Annotated in this window: 1 protein-coding gene and 1 pseudogene; one reads left to right on the forward strand and one right to left on the reverse strand. The window is 59.6% G+C overall.

Features of this window, described 5'->3' with window-relative positions:
• Positions 1-253, forward strand: a 253-nt coding sequence (locus tag AC1DVM_RS23245; RefSeq protein ID WP_477258516.1) for an ABC transporter substrate binding protein, incomplete at its 5' end; no start/stop codon positions are given.
• 102 nt (positions 254-355) lie between these two features.
• Here AC1DVM_RS23245 and AC1DVM_RS23250 read toward each other — a convergent pair.
• Positions 356-502: pseudogene (locus tag AC1DVM_RS23250) on the reverse strand (L-idonate 5-dehydrogenase); the annotation flags it as partial.

Below are 502 nucleotides of genomic sequence, written 5' to 3' on the forward strand. Positions count from 1 at the left end.
CATGCCTGCAATCACTCAATCTCGCGACTTCGCGATCGCAGGCGGCCTGATGAGCTATGGGGGCGATTTTACGCAATCACATCGTCGCGCCGGTATCTACGTCGGACGGATACTCAACGGAGAGAAGCCCTCTGATCTTCCGGTCCAATTGGTCACGAAAGTCGAACTGTTCGTCAACCTGAATGCAGCCAACAAACTGGGCGTCACCGTCCCGCCCTCGCTAATCAGCGGCGCCGACGTGGTGATCGAGTAGCCCGCGTGCCTTCTTATGAGCAGCCGGCGATAGGAGGAAAACCGCCTCGAACGGCCGGCAGCTGTGGTGAATTATTGGTGCGCCGCTTGTAGGCCATAGCACTCAGCGAGCCGTCAGAACGACCTTAACGCTCTGGGACCGATCGAGGGCGAGACGAAACGCGTCAGGAGCATGCGAGAGGGGCTGCTTGGCGGTGACGATCGAGAGAACGTCGATCTGCCGCTTGTCGATGAGCGCGACCGCTTGCTC

It is taken from the genome of Microvirga sp. P4_A5 (genome assembly GCF_056402495.1).